The organism is Alcaligenes phenolicus (assembly GCF_032063905.1).
Lineage (GTDB): Bacteria > Pseudomonadota > Gammaproteobacteria > Burkholderiales > Burkholderiaceae_B > Alcaligenes > Alcaligenes phenolicus.
In genome coordinates, this window is the sequence record NZ_DAMBOE010000001.1 from 442,286 (window position 1) to 458,210 (window position 15,925).

Sequence of the window (15,925 nt, forward strand, 5' to 3'; positions counted from 1 at the left end):
AGAGGAAATATGACTGATTTAAAAATATTCGACCGGATGGAGTCTGAAGTAAGGGGCTACGTCCGGTCCTTCCCGGTCATTTTCAACAAAGCCCGAGGCTCGGTCTTGGAGGACGAGTCAGGCAGGCAATACATCGATTTTTTCAGTGGAGCCGGTACGCTCAACTATGGGCACAACAATCCCCACCTGAAAGAAAAGCTGATTGAATACCTGAACACCGACGGCTTGGTACACGGTTTGGACATGGCCACCAGCGCCAAGAAATACTTTCTTGAAACAGTGGACAAAGTGCTGCTCAAACCGCGCGGGTGGGACTACCGCTTGCAGTTTACGGGGCCTACCGGCACCAATGCCGTGGAGGCGGCGTTAAAACTGGCACGCCAGGTCAAGGGTCGCCAGAATGTGATTTCCTTTACGCACGGTTTCCACGGCGTCAGCACGGGTTCCCTGGCAGTGACGGCGAACTCCAAGTTTCGTAGTGCAGCGGGTGTGGCCCTGGGCAATACCTCGTTCATGCCCTATGACGGCTACTTGGGACCGGACGTCAATACGATGGCTTATCTGGAGCGCTTGCTGGAAGATCCCAGCAGTGGCCTGGACCATCCTGCCGCGGTCATCGTGGAAACCGTGCAGGGTGAAGGGGGCGTGAACGTTGCCACACAGCGCTGGCTGCGTGAGTTGCAGCGTCTGTGCCGCGAGCACGACATGCTGCTGATCGTCGATGACATTCAAGTCGGTTGCGGCCGGACTGGCCGTTTCTTCAGCTTCGAGCAGGCCGGTATCAGCCCTGACATCATCACCTTGTCCAAATCGCTGTCCGGCTTTGGTTTGCCCATGTCCCTGGTTCTGCTGCGGCCTGAACTGGATGTGTGGAAACCCAGCGCGCATAACGGCACCTTCCGTGGCAATAACCTGGCTTTCGTGACAGCGGCTCAAGCCCTGGAAAGCTACTGGGCCAACGAGGACTTTGAAGCCGAGATCCAGGGCAAAGAGCGTCAAGTACGCGACTGGCTGGAAAACCTGGTGCACAGCTATCCCGATCGTGGTTTGAGCGTACGCGGTCGCGGCCTGATCCAGGGCCTGGTGACGCCACCCGGTGCCGGTCTGGCCAATGAAATTGCCGCACAGGCGTTCAAGCAGGGTCTGGTCATTGAAACCTCGGGCGCTCACGACGAAGTTCTGAAACTCCTGCCGGCGCTGACGATCAGCAATGAAGAGCTGACTCAAGGTCTGGACATTATTGAGCGCAGCGTGGCCCAGTGCCTGTCCAAGCGCGGCAGCCAGGCCAAGATTCTGAAGATTGGAGGAGCACGTTAATGTTGGTCAAGAACGTACAAGATGTGATTGGAACCCGTGACGAGGTGCGTACAGACACCTGGGTCAGCCGCCGTGTTTTGCTCAAGAAGGACGGCATGGGTTTTTCCTTTCATGAAACCGTTATTTTTCCTGGTACCGAAACCCACATCCACTACCAGAATCACCTGGAAGCGGTGTGGTGCATCGAGGGCGATGGCGAAATCGAAACCGTTGCCGACGGCAAGAAATACGATTTGGGCCCAGGCGTGGTCTATGCCCTGGACCAGCACGATGAACACTACCTACGCGGTGGCAAAGAGCCGCTGCGAGTGATCTGCGTGTTCAATCCGCCCTTGACCGGTCAGGAAGTTCACGATGAGAAAGGGGTTTACCCAGCCATCGTGGAAGACTGAAGACCTAAGGAGAGCATGATGACAGTGACCATGAGCGATCTGTACACATCCCGTACAGAACGAACGGCGGCCATCGTCAGCCGCCAGGAGCCGGTGGTGTATCCGGATCCGGTAGGTAGCCAGCCTTTGAACAAGTCCCAGCTGCGGGAGTACGAGGACAATGGCTTTTTGCTGCTGCCTGATTTGTTCAATGCGCAGGAAGTGCAAGCCTTGCTGGGCAATGTGGAAGCCATGAGCACCGATCCCGGCATCTTGTCGCGTGAAGAAGCGGTGGTGGAAAAGGGCAGTCAGGCCGTGCGCTCGATCTTTCGAGTGCACGAGTTAAGCGAGCTGATTGCCCGCCTGGTACGTGATCCGCGCGTGCTGGATGTCGCCCGCCAGATTCTGGGCTCGGAGGTGTATGTGCATCAGTCCCGTGCCAACCTGAAACCGGGCTTTACCGGCAAGGAGTTTTACTGGCATTCGGATTTCGAGACCTGGCATATCGAAGATGGCATGCCGCAAATGCGCGCCTTAAGTTGCTCGGTGCTGCTGACGGACAATAATGTGTGCAATGGCCCCTTGATGCTGGTGCCGGGCTCACACCGTCAGTTCATCTCTTGCACAGGGCAGACACCGGACAACCATTACAAGGAGTCCTTGCGCAAGCAGGAGTATGGCGTGCCCGATCCGATCAGCCTGCGTTTGCTGGTGGATCAGGGGGGTATTGAAGCCATTACTGCCAAGGCCGGTTCGGTGATCTTTTTTGACTGCAATACCTTGCATGGCTCGGCCAGCAATATCTCGCCCTGGCCACGAGCCAATGTGTTTACGGTCTATAACAGCGTGGAAAACTGCGTGGGTGATCCCAAGCAGGGGCTGACACCCCGTCCTGCGCATGTGGCCACTCGCGGGCAGTTCCCTGTCGTGACGCCGTTGAACGGACCGCTGCTGGAGTCCTAGGCAGAAAGAAGGTCTGCGCCTTGTGCGCAGACCTGGCCGGATAAGACGCTCCCTGGATTTATTTCAGGGGGCGTTTTTTTGTGGGCTCAGGATTGTGAAGAAGAGGGGAGCGGCCAGCTTCTGGGGGCGGGCGTTGGTAAATGACGGGTCTGCTCCGCACTGACTGACCGGCGTTCTGAAAAGCAGTTATCGGAGATGCTCATCAGATATGACTCGGCATGACCAGGAGTCCTTGTGATGGCTGCTGGACGGGATCAACTGTGTTAATGCTCCCAATTAGCAACAATCACTTATTTATATCCGGGTAATATTGATGGTTTAATATCATCCGGGTAAAAATAGGGCCTTCTTACTTGAAGCTCTGGTTTTGACATGAAAACGACTTACCCCAATGCCTATACCAGCTTTATGGGCCACCGCCGTATCGCGTCCGGTCCCATGCTGACCAATGTGCTGGCCGTGAAGAAAGTGCTGGAGAGCCGGGTTAACGATCCCGTGCTGATCTTTGACGATGTGACAGGCCGTTTTGTGGATGTGAACACCCAAGGGACGGACGAAGAGCTGGCGCAACGCTATGCGCCTGTGAACGTTTCTGAGGCTGAGGTCGAGCAGAAAGAAGAAGAGGCTCCACGAGGCCGAGGTCGTCCTAAGCTGGGCGTTGTTCCCCGTGAAGTGACCTTATTGCCACGTCATTGGGACTGGCTGGCGACTCAACGCGGCGGCGCATCGGTTGCGCTGCGCAAGCTGGTTGAAGAAGCTCGCCGTGCCAGCTCCGCCAAAGATCAGCGTCGCCAGGCGCAGGAGCGGACCTATAACTTCATGACCGCGATTGGTGGCGATTTGCCCGGCTTTGAAGAAGCCATGCGAGCCTTGTTTGCCGATGAGCTGGAGCGCTTCAAAACCCTGCTGGCTGACTGGCCGGAAGATGTGCGGGACCATGCCATCAAGCTGGCGGAAACTCCGGCGACACCCTTGGTTGAATAAGACTTGGTGACAGAGATCATGAGCATCAAGTATTAGCCACGTGTGTATCTGGAGCCGACACAGGCATCAGGTCGTGCTTTTGTTCTGCGTAACTTGCAAGGCAGAACCACGCGCAAGTGACGGGGTGTAGGGGTCATGCCGCCTGAATAAAATTACTCAAGAACGCCTGCGTCCGTGCTTCCTGCGGGTTGCAGAATACTTGTTCGGGCGGGCCGGATTCCACGATCACGCCTTTATCAAAGAAGCAGACGCGGTCCGAGACTTCCTTGGCAAATTGCATTTCGTGGGTCACCAGCAGAATCGTCAGATCCTGTTCCTGACTCAGCTTTTGAATGACGCCCAGCACTTCACCTACCAGCTCAGGGTCCAGGGCCGAGGTAGGCTCGTCAAATAGCAGAATATTCGGTTCCATGGCCAGGGCCCGAGCAATCCCCACACGTTGTTGCTGCCCGCCGGAGAGCTGGCTGGGGAATTTGTCGGCATGGTCGATCAGGCCCACCAGATCCAGATATTTGGTAGCCCGTTCGCGTGCCTGTTCTTTGGACAGGCCCAGCACATGGGTAGGCGCTTCGGTGACATTGCGCATCACCGTCATGTGCGGGAACAGGTTGAACTGCTGGAACACCATGCCCATTTCCTTGCGCATCTCGCGCAAGTGGTTCTGGCTGGCGGGTACCAGCTTGTCATCGACCCGCTCGTGCCAGAGGGGTTTGCCCGCTACCGTGATGACACCTTCATCGATGGTCTCCAGCGTCATCAGAATGCGCAGCACGGTGGATTTACCGGAACCGGAAGGGCCGATGATGGTGACTTTTTCACCCGGCTCGACCTGGAAGTTCAAGGCGTCCAGCACGGTGACATCACCAAATTTCTTGGTGACATTGTCAAATTGAATGATGGGGTTCGTAGAGTCAGTCATCGCAGGGGGATTCCTTGCTTGGGCAAACGCTGGTCCAGCGCTCGTACCCCAGCGGATGCCAGGAGGGTCAGCAGCAGATACAGGCCGCCCACCATGGACAGGGGAATGATGTAGTTAAAAGTACGGTCACCGATAATCTTGGCCACATTCAGAACTTCCAGTACCGATACAACAGAGAGTACGGGCACGTCCTTCATGATGGACACCAGATAATTACCCATGGCCGGGATGATGCGTGGGATAGCCTGGGGCAGGGTGATGACCATAAAGGTACGCAGCGGGGAAATATCCAGTGCGCGGGCTGCTTCAGTCTGGCCATGGGTAACGGACTCCAGACCGGCTCGGTAGACCTCGGACAGATAGGCGCTGTACTGCACCCCCAGCGCCAGTGCGCCGGTCAGAAAGGCGGGCAGCACAATCCCGTAGTCCGGCAGCACGTAGTACAGGAAAAACAATTGCACCAGCAAAGGCGTGTCGCGCAGGAATTCGGTCAGCACATAGGCGGGCCAGGAAATCAGGCGCAGGCGCACGCTTTTCAGGCCTGCCAGAATCAGTCCCAAGATAGCCGCAACACCAAAGCCCAGTACGGCGGCCTGGATGGTGACCCATAAGCCTTTAAGCAAAATAGGCAGGATAGACAGCGCAAATGCTCCGTTGCTGCTGGTGTCCCATTCAATACCAAACAGCATGTTCAGCTCCTTTGCGCACGCCAGCGGCCGGTTGCGCGTTCCAGCAGTTTCATCAGGACGGTCAGCACCAGTGCCATGCCAAAGTACATCAGCAAGAGCAGGGTGTAGATGGTGGTGCTGTCCTGGGTGAAGTTGCGTATTTGTTCAGCTCTGAAGCTCAAGTCGCCCAGACTGATCAGGGAGACCAGGGCGGTGTCTTTCAGATTTTGTACGGCCAGATTCCCGAAGCTGGGCATCATCTCCGGAATGGCCTGGGGCAGGCTGATGCGCCACAGGGTTTGGCGCTCTGTAAAGTCCAGGGCCTTGGCCGCTTCCAGTTGGGAATGCGGCACGGCCTGGATGGCACCGCGCACCACTTCGGCACCGTAAGCGCCAATGTTCAGGCCCAGGGCCAGGGTGCCGGCCACGACCGGGTCCAGGCGCCAGTCCAGACCCATGGACTCGCCCAGAATAGGCAGGGCAAAGTACAGCCAGAACAGCTGTACCAATAAAGAGGTGCCGCGAAAAACTTCAATAATCGTGATGGACAGCGAGCGCAGGACCACCGAGTGGGACAGCCTGCCTATGCCCAGGGCAAAGGAGGCGATCGCTCCCACTACGGTTGAATACAGCGTGAGCTGTATGGTGACCCATGCCCCTTCCATCAGGGCCGAGCTGTAACTTAACCAATCCATATCAGGTTCCAGACAAGGGCAGGCGGTGCACCTTCAGTGCGCTGTCGGCCCTTGCAAGGGGCCGCGCAGGCCCGTGCGGCCGCCTTACCCGCAGGTGAAGGATCAGGCTTTACACAGCTGTTCCGTGGATTTCTCAAACGAGTGCTTGGCGTCTTCTTCGGTAAAGCCATGTTTGCTCAGGATGGCTTTCCATTCATCGGTTTTCTTGAATTCGGCCAGTTCCTTGTTGACCGCGTCGCGCAGGTCTTCGGATTCCTTGGCAAAGGCAAAACCGCCCCAGCTACGAACCGGGTTGCCGTCAATGATGGGGTCCTTGAATTCGGCGGCCAGTTCCACCTTGCCGCCGCCTTTGGAGGCCAGGTCACTGGCTGTCTGGCCGGTTGCGGCATAGGCATCGGCACGGCCGGTTGCCACGGTGGAGATGGCATCGGCATTGTTGGAAATGGTGATCATGCGATCATCGGGCACGCCCAGGGCCTGCATCATTTCCAGCTGATCGGCACCGGCCATGATGGCGATCTTGTGATCAGTCTTGGCGAAGTCTTCGTACGAGTGAATGTTCTTTGGGTTGCCCTTGGCGACCAGCAGGCCTTCACCGTAGGAGCTGTTGGGCTCGGAGAACAGCACGGTATTGCAACGTTGCGGAAGGATGGCCATTTCAGCGGCCACCATATCAAAGCGTTTGGCTTGCAGGCCGGGGATCAGGGAACCGAAGTTGGCGGTTTCCCATTTGATTTCTTTGACACCCAGGCGCTCCATGATGGCCTGGGCCACTTCGGGGCCAGCGCCTTGGGCTTTGCCGGACATGTCCATGTATCCGTACGGAATTTCATTAGCAACGGCGACGCGAATCACGCCGCGCTCTTTGACTTGCTCCAGCGTGACTGCCTGGGCGCTGGAGGCGGCAGCCAGGGTGCCCAGCAGGGCAAAGGCCAACGCGCAGAGGGGCTTGGATTGTAGTTTCATCATGAGTCCTTTTCTCGCCTATACCATTTCGTTATGAATGATTTGTTTTACGAAAGATTTGCAGGGAAATCATAGCGCATAAAATCATTCGCACTCAAATTAAATGGATAGAAACTATCACTTAAAAGAACTGATTAGAATTTATATATAAGTGAAAAGTTTGGTCTTAGGGAAAATGCGTGGTGTCTTGAGTACGTGTTTTCACTATGCTCCCAAGGATTAAAGAGCGCTTGTCCTCTCAAAAGCGCCTGGCTTATGCCTACCCCAGATTGATTCATGAATGAGTTCGGCGCGCCTTCGGGCGCGCCGACACCCTTTTGGAAAGTGCGCTTTGGCGCTCTTTCAAACCCTGCTGGTTTGGGAAATGCACAGTACCAAGCGACTGTGCAGACCCCGCAAGAACGCCTGCCACACTCGGTATTGCGTCTCTTGTACTGGCAGCTGGCGACTTCTTCAGATCAGAAGTGCGGCCAGAAGAAAAAGTTGGTGACAGACTTACTTAATGCAAAATCGTGGAGGCTCTATGAGCAGAGAAGAGGGCGGTTTTATAAAACAGCATCTGATTTGGGTGCTGGTTGCAGTGCTGGGGGCATTTGCCCTGGGAACGGTGGCACTAAGCCGGGGGGAGAGCATCAATGCTCTCTGGATCGTAGTCGCCGCAGTCTGCGTCTATTTAATTGCCTATCGTTATTACAGCCGTTTCATTGCTCGCAAGGTTTTTGAGCTGGATGCGACCCGCATGACGCCAGCGTGGCGTCATAACGATGGTCTGGACTACGTACCAACTAATAAACACGTGCTTTTTGGGCACCATTTTGCGGCCATTGCAGGGGCTGGCCCCTTGGTCGGGCCAGTGTTGGCGGCGCAAATGGGCTACCTGCCCGGCATGCTCTGGATTCTGGCCGGTGTGGTATTTGCGGGGGCGGTGCAGGACTTCACGGTTCTGTTCATCTCCATGCGCCGCGACGGGCGCTCGCTGGGGGATCTGATCAAGTCCGAACTGGGCACGGTGCCCGGCGTGATTGCCTTGTTTGGCGCTTTCATGATCATGGTCATCATTCTGGCTGTGCTGGCGCTGATTGTGGTCAAGGCCCTGATCAATTCGCCATGGGGCACCTTCACGGTGGCAGCGACGATTCCGCTGGCTATCTTCATGGGGATTTATCTGCGCTTCCTGAGGCCAGGTCGTATTGGCGAGGTCTCGGTGATCGGGCTGATCTTCCTGCTGGCCGCGATTGTCTATGGACAGGATGTGGCGGCGAACCCGACCTGGGGCCCGTTCTTCACCCTGACTGGCGAAGAGCTGACCTGGGCGCTGATTATTTACGGCTTTATTGCTGCTGTGCTGCCCGTGTGGCTGCTGCTGGCTCCGCGTGACTATCTGTCCACCTTCCTGAAAATTGGCACGATTGTGGGTCTGGCCATCGGGATTGTGATTGTGGCACCCGAGCTGAAAATGCCAGCGACCACCAAGTTTATTGATGGCACAGGCCCGGTCTGGTCGGGCAGTTTGTTCCCCTTCCTGTTCATCACTATTGCTTGCGGTGCCGTGTCCGGTTTCCACGCTTTGATTTCCTCGGGCACCACGCCCAAGATGATCGAAAACGAAACCCAGGCGCGCTATATCGGTTACGGCGGCATGTTGATGGAGTCTTTTGTAGCCATCATGGCCCTGGTTGCGGCTTGCGTGATCGAGCCCGGCATTTACTACGCCATGAACAGCCCGGCCGCCTTGATTGGCACCACGCCTGAGCAGGCCGCGCAAGTGGTGTCCAGCTGGGGCTTTCTGATTACTCCCGCTGATCTGACCCAAATGGCCAGCGACGTGGGTGAAAACAGCATTATTTCCCGTGCCGGTGGTGCTCCTACCCTGGCAGTGGGCATGGCTTTCATCTTGCATAACGTCATCGGCGGGCCGGCGATGATGAGTTTCTGGTACCACTTCGCCATTCTGTTTGAGGCCCTGTTCATTCTGACGGCGGTAGATGCCGGTACGCGTGCAGGCCGCTTCATGCTGCAAGACTTGATGGGCACTTTTGTGCCGGGCTTGCGGCGTACGGAGTCGCTGGTCGCCAACTTGATTGCCACATCCTTGTGCGTGGCGGCGTGGGGCTACTTCCTGTATCAGGGTGTGGTCGATCCACTGGGTGGTATCAACACCTTGTGGCCTTTGTTCGGTATTGCCAACCAGATGTTGGCAGCAGTGGCATTGGTACTGGGTACGGTGGTGCTCTTCAAGATGAAGAAAGACCGCTACGCATGGGTGACGGTGGTTCCCACCATCTGGCTGCTGATTTGCACGCTGGTGGCAGGCTTTCAGAAAATGTTCCACCCCGACCCCAAGATCGGCTTTTTGGCCCACGCCAAGGTTTATCAAAAAGGTCTGGCGGAACAAACTGTCATGGCGCCGGCCAAATCTCTGGAGCAGATGCAACAGGTGATTTTCAACGATTACGTGAACTCCACCTTGTGCGGTCTGTTCATCTTTGTGGTCTTGAGCATGGTGTTCTTTGGCATCCGTTGCGTGCTGAAAGCACGTCGCAGCACGGAGCCGCATTCTGCCGAGACTCCGTACGAGCCATTACCGGCTCAAGCGGCAGCGGGAGCTTGATATGAAAGGATTATTGACAGGAGCCATTTCGCGCAGTGCCCAGGCAGGGCGGGGCACCGGGCGTTATCTGGCCACAACCTTGCGTTTGATGGTGGGTGTGCCTGATTACGAAACCTATCTGAATCATATGCGGGTGAATCACCCGGATCAGAAACCGATGGAGTACGCCGAGTTTTTCCGGGAGCGACAGCAAGCCCGGTATGGCGGCAAAGGGCGTATAGCCTGCTGCTAAATTAGGCGGCTAAGGGCCAGAACCCAGTGTTCTGGCCCTTTTGCATTTTTGCCTGGCAGTGTGCCATCAGGTTTGTATGCAGATGTAAAAATAAGACAAACAAGGCATCTAAACGATTTATCGTGGTTTTTCGCGATAACACGAAACAAAAGGGCCAATAAAAAACTCAAAACGAAATAATTATTTCGTTTGGTGGTGTTTTTTAGTGCCTTGTTGGTATAAATATTTTGTTATTCTGTGTTTTTGTGGATGAATCTTGCTGGTTTTGTTGGCGGCGCGTCAGGAACTGTGTTAGGATTTTTCCCATGACTTTCGCAACCCCCGTTTTCTTCTTTTATTTTTATGCTTTTCCGATGCCGCTGGTGGAGGAAAGGACGGGTTGCACCAAACACAAGTAAGACCTAAATCCTGAAATAAGCCGCCAGCATAGACCGGGCGGCTTTTTTTTCGTTTGCCCCCGGACCTGGCAAACCAACTGGAGTTCAATCGTGTCGCACAATACTGATGATTTACGGATTCGTGAAATTAAGGAGCTGTCTCCCCCGTCCCATGTGATGCGCGAGTTCCCGTGTACCTCTGCTGTATCGACGACGGTTCACAAGGCCCGCCGCAGCATTCACAAGATCCTTCACGAACGCGATGATCGTCTGGTGGTCGTGGTGGGTCCTTGCTCCATCCACGATACCGAAGCCGCCATGGACTACGCGCGTCGCCTGACTGTCGAGCGCAAGCGCTTTGCACCCGAGCTGGAAATCGTGATGCGCGTGTACTTCGAAAAGCCACGTACCACCGTGGGCTGGAAAGGGCTGATCAACGACCCCTTCATGGATGGCAGCTTCAACATCAATCAGGGTTTGCGTACGGCGCGTGAATTGCTGCTGGCCGTCAACCAGCTGGATTTGCCCGCTGGCTGCGAGTTCCTGGACATGATTACTCCCCAGTACATTGCTGATCTGGTTTCCTGGGGTGCCATTGGTGCTCGCACGACAGAGAGCCAGGTACACCGTGAGCTGTCCTCCGGACTGTCTTGCCCGGTGGGCTTCAAGAACGGCACGGACGGCAATATCCGTATTGCTCTGGATGCGATCAAGGCCGCTTCCCAACCGCACCATTTCCTGTCGGTCACCAAGGGTGGTCACTCCGCCATTGTGTCCACCGTGGGCAATAACGATTGCCATGTGATTTTGCGCGGTGGCAAGACACCCAATTACGACGCTGAAAACGTCGAGGCAACCAGCCAGGCCATGATCAAGGCCGGCATGGTGCCGCGTGTGATGGTCGATGCCAGCCACGCCAACAGTAATAAAGACTACCGCCGTCAGCCAGAAGTGCTGGCCGATGTGGCTGGTCAGATCTCCGGTGGTGACATGCGCATTTGCGGCGTGATGATCGAAAGCCATCTGGTAGGTGGTCGTCAGGATGTGGTGGAAGGCAAGCCTCTGACCTACGGCCAAAGCATTACCGATGGTTGCATCGATTGGGATGACACGGTGGCGGTTCTGGAAAAACTGGCTGAAGCGGTGCGTCAGCGTCGCCAGGCACGAGTCGCTCTTGAAGAGGGGGCACTTAGCCACTCATAATAGGGTTTTGCCTTTTTGGAATGCTCATGAATGCTCCCGGTCATGCCGACCTAGCGCGGCGCCCTTTACCTGAAGGTTTTGTAGAAGCCTTGCAGGCTCAGTTCCAAGAGCGTTGCTCGCTTTCGCACGCCGTGCGTGAACACCATGGACGGGATGAATCGCCGTATCCACCCATGCTGCCTGATGTGGTTGTTTTTGCTCGCAGCACAGAAGAAGTGGCCTGGGTGGCACGTCATTGTCATGAGCACCATGTGCCCCTGATTCCTTACGGGGCTGGTTCCTCGCTGGAAGGGCATTTTCTGGCGATTCAAGGTGGCGTCAGCCTGGACTTGTCCGGTATGGACGAAATTGTCGCAATCAACGCCGAGGACTTCACCGCCACCGTGCAAGCGGGCGTCACGCGCATGGCCTTGAACGAGCATATCCGTGATACGGGCTTGTTCTTTCCCATCGACCCCGGTGCGGATGCCAGCCTGGGCGGGATGGCTGCAACGCGTGCGTCGGGTACCAATGCCGTGCGTTACGGCACCATGCGCGAAAACGTCCTGACTTTGAAGGTTGTGACGGCAGATGGCCGCATTATTGATACGGCCAACCGTGCCAAGAAATCCTCCGCCGGTTACGACCTGACCCGCTTGTTCATCGGTAGCGAAGGCACGCTGGGCATTATTACCGAAGTGACGGTGCGTTTGTACCCGCAGCCCGAAGCCATTTCGGCTGCTATCTGTAATTTCCCCGATCTGCGCTCTGCCGTGCAAAGCGTGATCGAGGTCATTCAAATGGGTATTCCGATTGCGCGTGTCGAGTTCATGGATACGGCCGCCGTACGGGCCACCAATGCCTACAGCAAGCTGACACTGAAAGAATCGCCCTTGCTGCTGTTTGAATTCCACGGCAGCCCCAGCGGTGTGCAGGAACAAGCTCAGGTTGTCCAGGAAATTACCCGTGATAACGGCGGCATGGACTTTGAGTGGGCCGACAAGGCCGAGGATCGTTCCCGCTTGTGGACGGCGCGACACAATGCCTACTTTGCCGGTTTGCAACTGCGCCCTGGCTGCCGCTCCAGCACCACGGACGTTTGTGTTCCTATCTCTGCCTTGGCAGAGTGTGTGGCGGAAACTGCGGCCGATATGGATCAGGCTCCGTTCCCCTATACCATTGTGGGTCACGTGGGCGATGGTAACTTCCACGTCCTGATGCTGCTGGACGCCGATAGTCAGGAAGAGTGGGACGAGTCCGAGCGCTTGAACCATCGTCTGGTAGAGCGTGCCATTGCCATGCAGGGTACCTGCACCGGCGAACACGGTGTGGGCCTGCACAAGATGGAGTTCATGCTGGCCGAACACGGTCAGGATGCACTGGATGTGATGAGCAGCATCAAGCAGGCGCTGGATCCTCACAACATCATGAATCCTGGCAAGATGTTGCCCCCGCGTCCTCTGGACTGATTCTGCGGTAGTCGCCTTGAAAGCCCAGACCTTGTCGTCTGGGCTTTTGTGTCTTGGGCAGCACAGTTTTCCAGAAACCCCAGGCACGGGCAGTGTCTGCCTGTACATGTGTCAGGTCAGGCGTACAATGCCTTTTTTAGTTAGTCAGGTGCGCACCGGGCGGAAGGCCCGGCCATTGCGGCACCTCTCATCATCACTGCAATGACTATTTCCACCAAAAAAGGTCGCGTCGTTATCGGAATGTCCGGCGGCGTGGACTCCTCTGTCTCGGCCTGGCTGCTTAAAGAGCAAGGCTATGAAGTCGTGGGTCTGTTCATGAAGAACTGGGAAGACGACGATGACTCCGAATTCTGCTCCTCGCGCCAGGATTGGCTGGACGCGGCCAGCGTGGCCGATCTGGTCGGGGTCGAGATCGAGGCGGTCAACTTCGCTGCGGAATATAAGGACCGCGTGTTTGCGGAGTTCTTGCGGGAATATTCGGCAGGTCGCACCCCGAATCCCGATGTTCTGTGTAATGCGGAAATCAAGTTCAAGGCCTTTCTGGATCACGCCATGACCTTGGGCGCCGACTGGATAGCCACCGGCCATTATGCCCGTGTGCGTGGCGTGCCCATGGCCGGGGGCGGCACCGACTACCAGTTGCTGAAAGGTCTGGATGCGTCCAAAGACCAAAGCTATTTTTTGCATCGCCTGAACCAGGCGCAACTGTCGCGCACCTTGTTCCCCTTGGGCGAGATCAATAAGCAGGAAGTGCGCCGTATTGCCGAGGAACTGAAGCTGCCCAATGCGGCTAAAAAAGACTCGACCGGCATTTGCTTTATTGGCGAGCGTCCTTTCCGCGAGTTCCTGAATCGCTATCTGCCTACTCAACCCGGTCCGATCAAGACACCAGAAGGGCAGGTGCTGGGTCAGCACGTGGGCCTGGCTTTCCACACCTATGGTCAGCGCAAGGGTTTGGGCATTGGTGGTGTCAAGGGCAAGCAGCGCGAAGACGGTACCGCCGACGCCTGGTATGCCGCCCGTAAAGACCTGGCCACCAACACCTTGTATGTGGTGCAAGGGCATGATCACCCCTGGCTGCTGCAATCTGAATTGAAGGCCGAGCAGACCAGTTGGGTTGCGGGTCATCCGCCAGCCCTGGGCCCGATTCATGCCAAGACCCGTTATCGCCAGGCCGATGCGGCCTGCACGATCCTGGCTGCCGAAGGCGACAGCCTGTCTCTTCATTTTGATCAGCCCCAATGGGCCGTAACGCCGGGCCAATCCGTGGTCCTGTACGACGGTGACCGCTGCCTGGGCGGCGGCATTATTCAGTAAGAGGCGGGCATGGATCCCATTCTTGTCATCAGTTTGCTGGTGCTGGGTGCCGGTATTGGTTTGGCCGCCGGGCTGCTGGGGATTGGCGGAGGCATGATTCTGGTGCCGTTCCTGACCTTCCTGCTACCGCTGTTTGGTGTGCCGCAAGAGCTGGCCGTGCATGCTTCCATTGCCACGGCCATGGCCACGATTCTGTTCACCTCCTTGTCCAGCGTGCGTGCACACCATAAACATGGCGCCATTCGCTGGGATGTGGTCAAGGTCATGGTACCCGGCCTGATCGTGGGCGGGCTGCTGTCGGGCGGCGCGATTTTTGCCATGATCAACAGCACGGCGCTGGCGATTGTGTTCGGTGTGTTCGTCCTGTATTCGGCCTCTAAAATGGCGCGCAAGTCGGCCCCGGTGCAAGGCCGCTCCCTGCCTGCTCCATTCTGGATTGCTGCCATGGGAGCCTTGATCGGCTTTGTCTCAGGTCTGTTAGGCGCAGGCGGGGCCTTCTTGTCCGTGCCCTTCATGCTGCGCGGCAATGTGCCTGTGCGGCAGGCCGTCGCTACTTCGGCTGCCTTGGGCTTTTTCATCGCCCTGGCCAATAGCGTGGGTTATATCTGGTCCGGACAGGCCACCTTTGGCAGCCATCCCGGCATGATTGGCTTTATCTACTGGCCTGCCTTGTTGATTGTTTCGGCCACCAGTATTTGTACGGCTCCCTTGGGCGCCAGCCTGGCCCACAAAATTGACCAGGTGACACTCAAGCGCATCTTCGCTGGCATGCTGACTGTGCTGGCGATCTACATGATTACGCAGGCCATCACACAGGCTTGATGTCTTCAGGCTGGGCTTTGCCATATGCAGAGTCCAGCCCATTCAGCTCGGTTTCTTCTGCCGGCTCAAACACTCCCCCTTTAGTCCATTGAATCGCTGTCCGTAGCGCGGCAATCGCCTGCTCGCTTTGGGGCAGGGTGCTGCCGTAGGCATGAAACTCGTGCGTCATGTCCGGCCATACATCCAACCGTATATTGGCTCCCTGCTTGTGAGCCTCGGCGGCAAAGTCACGAATCATGTCGACCAGAATTTCCTTGCCGCCTGCCTGAATATAGATGGGGGCCAGATGGCGCAGATTCTGGGCAATGGGAGAGAGCTGGTCGTCACTCCAGGGGCCGTTGCCCTTCAGCCATTGGCCGTATTGCAGTGTTTGATAACCCTGCACCATATCGTAGCGATCATGGCCGAACTGGCTGGCGCCGCGTCGGCCTATATCTGTCCAGGGACTGAGTGCCAGGGCCAGGGCAGGTTGGGGCAATCCGGCCTGACGCAGGCCGACCAGGGTCATCAGCACCAGATGCCCGCCTGCCGAGTCGCCTGCCAGGACAATATCCTGGGCGGGGATGCCACGTTTGAGCAGATAGCGGTAGGCGTCTAGTGCATCGTCCTGTTGGGCTGGGTGAGGATGTTCCGGGGTCAGGCGGTAGTCTACGGCGAAGATGGAGGTTTGCAGCTTGTGGGCCAGCAGGCCAATGAAGTGGCGCGACACGGCAGGGTAAAAAGCATAGCCACCGCCATGAAAGTACAAGATGGTTTTGCTGCTGTTCGGGCGGTCTGGAATGAACCAGTCTCCCCGTGGTTCTGGGGACGTGCTGGCCTGCATCTGGACGGGCAAGTCCGGTTCGGCAATCGTGTACAAGCTGTCGAAATAGGCGCGGCCTTCAGCTATGGTTGGCAAGCGGAAGGCGTGGTTGAACTGCTTGCGATAGAACAGGGTGGCGATTTCAAAAGGCACAGACCAGCCGGGCACCAGCGGCTTGGCGACGATACGTCGGGCCAGTACGTCTATGGTGGTGGCCCAGAGGGTGAGGG

Annotated in this window: 15 protein-coding genes; 10 read left to right on the top strand and 5 right to left on the bottom strand. The window is 56.7% G+C overall.

All coding sequences use genetic code 11. The features are described from left to right. Positions 1–9 precede the first annotated feature (9 nt). The 4 genes from ectB to U2949_RS02025 all read left to right on the top strand — a co-directional run bounded on the left by ectB (position 10) and on the right by U2949_RS02025 (position 3,635). Complete coding sequence (ectB, locus tag U2949_RS02010; RefSeq protein ID WP_009456189.1) at positions 10–1,317, top strand: diaminobutyrate--2-oxoglutarate transaminase; 1,308 nt, start codon at positions 10–12, stop codon at positions 1,315–1,317. Continuing rightward, entirely contained in the window at positions 1,317–1,709 is a 393-nt protein-coding gene (locus U2949_RS02015) for an ectoine synthase (RefSeq protein WP_009456191.1), read from the top strand. The genes ectB and U2949_RS02015 overlap by 1 nt, the downstream gene beginning before the upstream one ends. A gap of 18 nt (positions 1,710–1,727) precedes the next feature. Continuing rightward, positions 1,728–2,651 carry an ectoine hydroxylase gene (gene thpD / locus U2949_RS02020; protein ID WP_257722855.1) on the top strand — a complete coding sequence of 308 codons (924 nt, stop codon included), beginning with the start codon at positions 1,728–1,730 and terminating at the stop codon, positions 2,649–2,651. 372 nt (positions 2,652–3,023) lie between these two features. Next, a complete protein-coding gene (locus U2949_RS02025; protein ID WP_026483033.1) occupies positions 3,024–3,635 on the top strand; it encodes a DUF2239 family protein in 612 nt (203 codons plus the stop codon). A 133-nt stretch (positions 3,636–3,768) separates the two neighbouring features. On the opposite strand, the gene ehuA is transcribed toward U2949_RS02025, so the two are convergent. From ehuA to ehuB, 4 genes are all read right to left on the bottom strand, one after another. Further along, a complete protein-coding gene (gene ehuA / locus U2949_RS02030; RefSeq protein ID WP_026483032.1) occupies positions 3,769–4,554 on the bottom strand; it encodes an ectoine/hydroxyectoine ABC transporter ATP-binding protein EhuA in 786 nt (261 codons plus the stop codon). Further along, positions 4,551–5,243 (bottom strand): ectoine/hydroxyectoine ABC transporter permease subunit EhuD, encoded by a 693-nt coding sequence (gene ehuD, locus U2949_RS02035; protein ID WP_009456197.1) that lies wholly within the window; start codon positions 5,241–5,243, stop codon positions 4,551–4,553. The genes ehuA and ehuD overlap by 4 nt, the downstream gene beginning before the upstream one ends. 2 nt (positions 5,244–5,245) lie before the next feature. Further along, positions 5,246–5,917 (bottom strand): ectoine/hydroxyectoine ABC transporter permease subunit EhuC, encoded by a 672-nt coding sequence (ehuC, locus tag U2949_RS02040; RefSeq protein WP_257722769.1) that lies wholly within the window; start codon positions 5,915–5,917, stop codon positions 5,246–5,248. A 102-nt stretch (positions 5,918–6,019) separates the two neighbouring features. Next, positions 6,020–6,886 (bottom strand): ectoine/hydroxyectoine ABC transporter substrate-binding protein EhuB, encoded by an 867-nt coding sequence (gene ehuB / locus U2949_RS02045; RefSeq protein ID WP_026483030.1) that lies wholly within the window; start codon positions 6,884–6,886, stop codon positions 6,020–6,022. Positions 6,887–7,406: 520 nt separating this feature from the next. Between ehuB and U2949_RS02050 the strand changes: the two genes are divergently transcribed. The 6 genes from U2949_RS02050 to U2949_RS02075 all read left to right on the top strand — a co-directional run bounded on the left by U2949_RS02050 (position 7,407) and on the right by U2949_RS02075 (position 14,893). Continuing rightward, entirely contained in the window at positions 7,407–9,494 is a 2,088-nt protein-coding gene (locus tag U2949_RS02050) for a carbon starvation CstA family protein (protein WP_321285864.1), read from the top strand. A gap of 1 nt (position 9,495) precedes the next feature. Further along, complete coding sequence (locus tag U2949_RS02055; protein ID WP_009456207.1) at positions 9,496–9,726, top strand: YbdD/YjiX family protein; 231 nt, start codon at positions 9,496–9,498, stop codon at positions 9,724–9,726. A 485-nt stretch (positions 9,727–10,211) separates the two neighbouring features. After that, complete coding sequence (gene aroG, locus U2949_RS02060) at positions 10,212–11,306, top strand: 3-deoxy-7-phosphoheptulonate synthase AroG (RefSeq protein WP_279630670.1); 1,095 nt, start codon at positions 10,212–10,214, stop codon at positions 11,304–11,306. Between the two features lie 26 nt (positions 11,307–11,332). Beyond that, on the top strand, positions 11,333–12,754 hold the full coding sequence (locus U2949_RS02065; protein ID WP_026483026.1) for an FAD-binding oxidoreductase: 1,422 nt from the start codon (positions 11,333–11,335) through the stop codon (positions 12,752–12,754). 201 nt (positions 12,755–12,955) lie between these two features. After that, complete coding sequence (mnmA, locus tag U2949_RS02070; protein WP_009456210.1) at positions 12,956–14,071, top strand: tRNA 2-thiouridine(34) synthase MnmA; 1,116 nt, start codon at positions 12,956–12,958, stop codon at positions 14,069–14,071. 9 nt (positions 14,072–14,080) lie between these two features. Further along, entirely contained in the window at positions 14,081–14,893 is an 813-nt protein-coding gene (locus tag U2949_RS02075; protein ID WP_026483024.1) for a sulfite exporter TauE/SafE family protein, read from the top strand. On the opposite strand, the gene U2949_RS02080 is transcribed toward U2949_RS02075, so the two are convergent. Next, positions 14,880–15,848, bottom strand: coding sequence for an alpha/beta hydrolase (locus tag U2949_RS02080; RefSeq protein WP_321285868.1), 969 nt, complete (start codon positions 15,846–15,848; stop codon positions 14,880–14,882). The two genes, U2949_RS02075 and U2949_RS02080, sit on opposite strands and share 14 nt — an antisense overlap. Between the last annotated feature and the right edge of the window lie 77 nt (positions 15,849–15,925).